This window comes from Actinophytocola sp. (assembly GCF_045807065.1).
GTDB lineage: Bacteria > Actinomycetota > Actinomycetes > Mycobacteriales > Pseudonocardiaceae > Actinophytocola.
The window spans coordinates 1-8,286 of sequence record NZ_JBJMIE010000461.1 but is presented as its reverse complement, the minus strand read 5'-3'; the positions used below and the strand labels follow the sequence as shown (position 1 = coordinate 8,286).

2 protein-coding genes are annotated in these 8,286 nt (G+C 74.6%); both read left to right on the top strand.

Annotated features, from left to right (window positions below):
- Positions 1 to 4,946 (top strand): SDR family NAD(P)-dependent oxidoreductase (locus ACJ73U_RS27040; RefSeq protein ID WP_407780528.1); only part of this gene is annotated, 4,946 nt, incomplete at its 5' end.
- 45 nt (positions 4,947 to 4,991) lie between these two features.
- A partial coding sequence (locus ACJ73U_RS27035) for a type I polyketide synthase (RefSeq protein WP_407780529.1) occupies positions 4,992 to 8,286 on the top strand: 3,295 nt, incomplete at its 3' end.

Here is an 8,286-nt window from a genome sequence, read left to right as displayed (position 1 = left end):
GGGACCATCACGTCTTCTTCGACCCAGATCCTGAGACGCCCGGCAAGATGAACACCCGCTGGGGTGGCTTCCTGGAGCAGATCGAAGGGTTCGACCCGGCCTTCTTCGGCATCTCGCCGCGCGAGGCGCTGGCCATGGACCCGCAGCAGCGGCTGCTGCTCGAGGTGGCCTGGGAAACCGTCGAGCGCGCCGGCATCGACCCGGCCTCGTTGCGCGGCGGGCGGGTCGGCATGTTCGCCGGCACCAGCGGCCAGGACTACGCGGCCCGGCTGCGCACGGTGCCGGAGGAGCTGGCCGGCTACGTCGGCAACGGCAGCGCGGCGTCGGTGCTCGCCGGCCGCGTGTCCTACACCTTCGGGTTCGAGGGCCCGGCGCTGACCGTGGACACCGCGTGCTCGTCGTCGCTGGTCGCGCTGCACCTGGCGGCCGCCGCGCTGCGGGCCGGTGAGTGCGACCTCGCGCTGGCCGGCGGCGTCGCGGTGATGTCGACCCCGGAGCTGTGGAGCGAGTTCGGCCGGCAGGGCGGCCTCGCCGGCGACGGCCGGTGCAAGGCGTTCGACGCGTCCGCCGACGGCACCGGCTTCGCCGAGGGCGTCGGCCTGCTGCTGGTCACCCGCCGCTCGGTCGCCGAACAGAACGGGCACGAGATCCTGGCCGTGCTGCGTGGTTCCGCGATCAACTCGGACGGCGCCTCCAACGGCCTCACCGCCCCGAACGGCCCGTCGCAGGAGCGGGTGATCCGCGCCGCGCTGGCCAACGCCGGACTGTCCACCTCGGACGTCGACGTGGTCGAGGCGCACGGCACCGGCACCAGGCTGGGCGACCCGATCGAGGCGAACGCGTTGCTGGCCACCTACGGCCAGGACCGCGAGACCCCGCTGCTGCTCGGCTCGCTGAAGTCCAACATCGGGCACGCGCAGGCCGCCGCCGGCGTCGGCGGGATCATCAAGATGGTCGCCGCCATGCGCGCGGGCGTGGTGCCCGCGACCCTGCACGTCACCGAGCCGACCCCGCACGTGGACTGGACCAGCGGCGCGGTCGACCTGGTCACCGAGCCGACCCCGTGGCCGGTCGCGGACCGGCCGCGCCGGTTCGGGATCTCCTCCTTCGGCATCTCGGGCACCAACGCCCACGTGATCATCGAGGGCGTCGAGCCGGTCGCCGCGACGCGGTCACCGGAGCTGCCGGTGGTCGCGCTGCCGCTGTCCGGCAAGACGCCGGCGGCCGTCGACCGGCAGGCGGCCGGCCTCGCGACGTTCGACGGCAACCGCACCGACGCCGGCTACACGCTCGCCACCACCCGGGCGGTGTTCGAACACCGCGGCGTCATCGTCGCGACCCCGGACGACGGACTGGGCCTGACCGTGCGCGGCGCCGCCACGCCGGGCAGGACCGGCTTCGTCTGCACCGGCCAGGGGGCGCAGCGGGTCGGCATGGGTGCCGAGCTGTACGCGACGTACCCGGTGTTCGCGGCGGCGTTCGACGAGGCACTCGCCGTGCTGCCGGCCGGCCTGCGGGAGGTCGTCTTCGAGGGCTCGGCGGACCTGAACGACACCCGCTGGACCCAGCCCGCGCTGTTCGCGGTCGAGGTGGCACTCCTGCGGTTGTTCGAGTCCTGGGGGGTGCGGCCGGACATGATCGGCGGGCACTCGATCGGCGAGATCGCCGCCGCTCACCACGCCGGTGTGTTCTCGCTGGCCGACGCCGGGAAGCTGGTCACCGCGCGGGCCGCGCTGATGGCCGCGCTGCCGGCCGGTGGCGCGATGGTCTCCCTCGTCGCCACCGAGGACGAGGTCCGTCCGCTGCTGACCGACCAGGTGTCCGTCGCCGCGATCAACGGCCCGCGTTCCGTCGTGATCTCCGGCGACGAGACCGAGGTCCTGGCCGTCGCGGCGAACTTCGAGCGCACCAGGCGCCTGCCGGTCTCGCACGCGTTCCACTCGCCGCTGATGGACGCGATGCTCGACGAGTTCCGCGCCGTGGTCGCCACGCTGACGTTCGCGCCGCCGACCATCCCCATGCGCGGCGAGGTCGACTCGGTCGAGTTCTGGGTGGACCACGTCCGGGACACCGTGTTCTTCCGCGACACGGTGGCCGCCATGCACGAGGCGGGCGTCACCCGGTTCGTGGAGATCGGGCCCGACGGGGTGCTGACCGCGATGGTCCGCGACTGCCTGCCGGACGTGCCGGTCACCGCCGTGGCCACCCAGCGCCGCGACCGGCCGCAGGCACGCACCGCGGTCACCGCGCTCGCCGCGCTCTGGGCGAGCGGCGCGTCCGTGGACTGGCAGGCGTTCTTCGGCGGCGGGAACCGTGTCACCGTCCCGACCTACCCGTTCGCCCGCGACCGGTACTGGCTGTCCGACAGCGTCAACGGCACCGGTGGCGCGGACGTGGCCGGCGCCGGCCTGACCGCCGCCGGGCACCCGATGCTCGGCGCGGTCGCGGAGCTGGCCGACTCCGGCGAGCTGCTGTTCACCGGCACGCTGTCCTCCGCGACCCACGCGTGGATCGCCGAGCACGACGTGGCGGGGCTGGCCGTGGTGCCGGGCACCGCGTACGTCGAGCTGGCCCTGCACGCCGGCGCCGTGGCCGGCTGCCCCCGGCTCGCGGAGCTGACCCAGCTCACCCCGCTGATCCTGCCGCGCACCGGCGAGGTCACCATTCAACTGCTCGTCGGCGCGTCGAACGCGGCGGGCGAGCGGACCCTGACCGTCCACTCGCGACAGAACGCCGACTGGACCCAGCACGCGACCGGCGTCCTCGCGCCGGCGAACGCACCCGTCCCGGCCGGCCTGACCAGCTGGCCCCCGGCAGCCGAGGAGCTGGACATCTCCGGCTTCTACGAGACGGCCACGGCCACCGGCTTCGACTACGGCCCGGTCTTCGCCGGCCTGAAGCGGGTCTGGCGGGCGAGCACCGACGCCGGTGCCGATGTCTATGCCGAGGTCGCGCTGCCCGAGGGTGCCCCGGCCGCCGACTTCGGCATCCACCCCGGCCTGCTGGACGCGGTGCTCCAGGCCATGGCGGCCGGCGGGGTCGAGTGGGCGGACGGCGAGGCCGCGGGACAGGGCCGGTTGCCGTTCTCCTGGACCGGCGTGTCCCGCTACGCCAGCGGCGCCGCCGCACTGCGTGCCCGGCTGTCCACCTCGGACAGCGGCGGCGTGTCGTTCACCATCGCCGACGGCGCGGGCAGCCCCGTCGCCACGGTCGAGTCGCTGATCATGCGCCCGGTCTCCGCCGCCGCGCTCCGCGAGGCGGGTGCGGCCACCGCGGACGCCCTGTACGCGGTGGACTGGCAGCCGATCGACGCGCCGGTTCCGGTGTCCTACGTGGACCACCAGGAGCTGGCCGGCGTGCCCGCGGGCACGAGGTACGCCGTGCTGTCGCTGGCCGGCGGGGCCGGCGACGCGGCGGGCGTGCACGCGGCCACCGACCGGGTCCGCCGGCTGGTGCGGTCCTGGCTGGCCGAGCCGGAGCACGCCGGCACCACCCTGGCGATCCGCACCACCGGCGCCGCCGGCCCGGACGTCACCGACCTGACCAACGCCGCGGTGTGGGGGCTGGTCGCCGCCGCGTCCGCCGAACACCCGAACCGCCTGGTCCTCATCGACGCCGACCAGAACGCCGGACCCGAGGACATCGGCGCCGCACTGGCCACCGGCGAACCCCGCACGGCGATCCGGGACGGGCGGCTGCTCGCCCCCCGCCTCGCCCGCACGGCGGTCGAGCCGGCGGACCGGCCGGTACCGAGTTCGGTGCTGGTCACCGGCGGCACCGGCGCGCTCGGCCGGCTCGTCGCCAGACACCTGGTCATCGCGCACGGCGTGACCGACCTGGTGCTCACCAGCCGCACCGGCCACGCCCCCGACCTGGTGACCGAGCTGGCCGAGCTGGGTGCGGCGGTCACCGTCGCCGCCTGCGACGTCACCGACCGGGCCCAGCTCGCCGAGCTGCTGGCCACGCACCCGGTCTCCGCCGTGGTGCACGCGGCCGGCGTGCTCGACGACGGTGTCATCACCGGCCTCACCGAGGACCGGCTGGCGACCGTGCTGGCACCCAAGGTGGACGGCGCGCTCAACCTGGCCGAGCTGACCGACCCCGGCACCCCGCTGGTGCTGTTCTCCTCAGCGGCGGCCACGTTCGGCGCGCCCGGCCAGGCGAACTACGCCGCGGCCAACGCGTTCCTCGACGCGCTGGCCGCGACCCGGCCGCACACCGTCTCTCTCGCCTGGGGTGCCTGGGAGACCGAGGACGGCATGGCCGGCCGCGGCAAGGGCGGCCTGCGCCCGCTGGCCGCCGACCTCGCGCTCGCGTTGTTCGACGCCACCTGGGGCGGTGAGCGGTCCCGGCTGGCACCGATGCGGCTCGACCTCGCGGCATTCCGCGACGACACCCCGCACCTGCTGCGTGGTCTGGTCCGGACCAGTGCCAAGCCGGCGCGGGAGAACCTCGCCGACCGCCTGGCCGGGCTGCCCGACGCCGATCGGGACGCCGCACTGCTCGACCTGGTGCGGACCGAGGTGGCCACGGTGCTCGGGCACGGCTCGGCGGCGACCATCCCCGCCGCGAAGCCGTTCCGGGACCTCGGGTTCGACTCGCTCACCGCGGTCGAGCTGCGTGGCCGGCTGGGCACCGCCACCGGGCTCTCCCTGCCGGCGACCCTGGTGTTCGACTACCCGACCCCGGCCACCCTGGCCGGCTACCTGTCGGAGACGTTGCCACGCGCGGAAAGCCGTGGCGGCGCGGACCTGGACGAGCTGGCCGGCGCACTGCTGCGGCGGCTCGGCAGGGGCGAGGTCGCCGCCACGCCACGACTTCAGGAGCTGGCCGAGGCACTGGTGAACGCGGCCGGGCTGGTGATCCCGTCCCAGGCGACCGACGAGACCGACATGACCAACGCAACAGACGACGAGCTGTTCGCCATGGTCGACGCACTGAACTGAGGAGGGGCGAATCCCATGGCGAACGAAGCACAGCTCCGCGAGTACCTGAAGAAGGCGCTCGCGGACGCCCAGGCGGCCCGCCGGAGCCTGCGCGACCTGCAGGACAGGCAGAACGAGCCGATCGCGATCGTCGGCATGGCGTGCCGGTTCCCCGGCGGTGTCACCACCCCGGAGGGGCTGTGGCAGCTGCTGGTGAACGAGGTCGACGCGGTCGGCGACTTCCCGGCCGACCGCGGCTGGGACCTCGAGTCCGTCTACGACCCGGACGGCGGTGCCGGCACCAGCTACACGGCCAGCGGCGGGTTCCTCACCGACGCGCCGCTGTTCGACCCGGCGTTCTTCGGGATCTCGCCGAACGAGGCCGTGGCGATGGACCCGCAGCAGCGGCTGCTCATGGAGACCGCCTGGGAGGCCATCGAGCACGCCGGCATCGACCCCGTTTCGTTGCGGGGCACCAGCACCGGCGTGTTCGTCGGCACCACCTCCCAGCTCTACGGCGCGACGGTCAGCGACCTGCCGCCGGGCGTCGACCTCTACCTGGGCACCGGCACCACGGCCAGCGTCACCTCCGGCCGCATCGCCTACACCTTCGGGCTGGAGGGTCCGGCGGTCTCCGTGGACACCGCCTGCTCGTCCTCCCTGGTGTCGCTGCAGATGGCGGTGTCCGCGCTGCGCTCCGGCGAGTGCGACATGGCGTTGGCCGGCGGCGTGACGGTCATGTCGACACCCGGCATGTTCGTGTTGTTCAGCCAGCAGAAGGGGTTGTCCACGGACGGGCGGTGCAAGGCGTTCGCCGACGCCGCGGACGGCACCGGGTGGAGCGAGGGCGCCGGCATGCTGCTGGTGGAGCGGCTGTCGGACGCTCACCGCAGGGGCCACCGGGTGCTCGCCGTGGTCCGCGGCGGCTCGACCAACCAGGACGGCGCGTCCAACGGGATGACCGCACCCAACGGCCCGTCGCAGCAGCGGGTGATCCGTGCCGCGTTGGCCGCGTCCGGACTGTCCGGTGTGGACGTCGACTACGTGGAGGCGCACGGCACCGGCACCACGCTCGGCGACCCGATCGAGGCGCAGGCGCTCATCGCCACCTACGGCCGGGACCGGGAGGACCCGCTGCTGCTCGGCTCGCTGAAGTCCAACATCGGGCACACCCAGTGCGCGGCCGGCGTGGCCAGCGTCATGAAGGTCGTCCTCGCGCTGCGGCACGACCTGCTGCCGAGGACACTCCACGTCGACCGGCCGACGACCCACGTGGACTGGTCCGCCGGCTCGGTTGAGCTGCTCACGCAGGCCCGACCGTGGCCGCGGTCCGAGCGGCCGCGCCGGGCCGGCGTGTCCTCGTTCGGCGTCTCCGGCACGAACGCCCACCTGATCATCGAGGAGGCGCCGGAGACCGAGCCCGCCGAGCCGGGTGAGCCGGTGAACGGTCCGGTTCCCGTGCTGCTGTCGGCCAGGACGGCCGCGGCGGTGCGTGCGCAGGCCGCCGTGCTCGCGGGTGTCGTGCGCGACGACACGGACCTCGGTGACCTCGCGTACTCGTTGCGGCACACGAGGTCCGCCTTCGAGCACCGGGCCGCGGTGGTCGCCGCCGACGTCGGCGAGGTGCGTGCCGGGCTCGCCGAGCCGCCCGTCACCGGAGTGGCGGACGTGGCCGGTGCGACGGTGTTCGTGTTCCCCGGCCAGGGCGCGCAGTGGGTCGGCATGGCGGTCGAGCTGCTGGACACCGCGCCGGTGTTCGCCGCGCGGTTCGCCGAGTGCGCCGAAGCATTGTCGCCCTACGTCGACTGGTCGCCGTACGACGCGCTCACCGACGACGCCGCACTCCAGCGCGTGGACGTCGTGCAGCCGGTGCTGTGGGCGGTCTACGTGTCGCTCGCCGCGTTGTGGCAGTCCTACGGCGTCAGCCCGGCCGCGGTGATCGGGCACTCCCAGGGCGAGATCGCCGCCGCCGCCGTGTCCGGTGCGCTGTCGCTGGCGGACGCGGCGAAGGTCGTCGCGTTGCGCAGCCAGGCCATCAGGGAGATCACGGGCATCGGTGGCATGGCGTCGATCGGCCTGCCCGCCGACGCGCTGGCCGGCAGGCTGGCGGCCGGGGTGTCGATCGCGGCGGTCAACGGTCCCGCCGCCACCGTCGTCTCGGGGGACGCGGCCGGCATCGCCGACCTGGTCGCCGCACTCACGGAAGAAGGCGTGCGAGCCAAGCGGATCCCGGTCGACTACGCCTCCCACTCGGCGCACGTGGAGCGGATCCGGTCGGCCATCCTGACCGCGCTGGCCGGGATCACGCCGCGCACGCCGAGCATCCCGTTCTACTCCACGGTGGACTCCCGCTGGCTGGACGTGCCCACCGACGCCCAGTACTGGTACCGCAACCTGCGCTCGACCGTGCACCTCGAGGCCGGCGTCACCGCGTTGCTCGACGAGGGCTTCCGGGTGTTCGTCGAGTCGAGTCCGCACCCCGTGCTCGCCCCCGCCATCGCCGACCTCGTCGACACCGCGTCGACCCCGGCGGTGCTGGTCGGCTCACTGCGCCGCGGCGACGGCGGCCCGCGCCGGTTCCTGCTCAACGCGGCCGAGCTGTACGTGCGGGGCGTCGACGTCGACTTCGGCCTGCGTGGCCGCGTGGTCGACCTGCCGACCTACGCCTTCCAGCGCGACCGGTACTGGCTGGACGTGCCGTCCGGTGCCGGCGACGTGACGGCCGCCGGCATCGGCGCCACCGGCCACCCGCTGCTGGCCGCCGCCGTGCCGCTCGCCGACGCCGACGGGTTGGTGCTGACCGGATCGCTGACCCGGGGTGCCCAGCTGTGGCTGGCCGGGCACGCCGTGGCCGGCACCGTCCTGTTGCCCGGCACGGGTTTCGTCGAGCTGGCGCTGCGGGCCGGCGAGGAGGTCGGCACGCCGGTGGTCGACGACCTGACCATCGAGGCGCCCCTGGTGCTGCCCGACCGCGGCGACGTCGCCATCCAGGTGGCCGTCGGCGCGCCGGACGACCGCGGCCGCCGACCGGTGACCGTCCACTCCCGACCCAACGGCGCCGCCTTCGACGAGCCGTGGACCCGCCACGCCAGCGGCCTGCTGACGAGAGCCGCCGGCGACCCGGTCGACCTCGGCGGCGCGTGGCCGCCGCCCGGCGCGGTCGAGGCGGACCTCACCGACCTGTACTCGGCGCTCGCCGACGGCGGCTTCGAGTACGGCCCGGCGTTCCGCGGCCTGCGCCGGGCGTGGCGGACCCCGGAGGGCGCGCTGTACGCGGAGGTCGCACTGCCCGCCGAGCCGGCGACGCTGCGCACCGACGCCGCCCGGTACTGCCTGCACCCGGCGCTGCTGGACGCCTGCC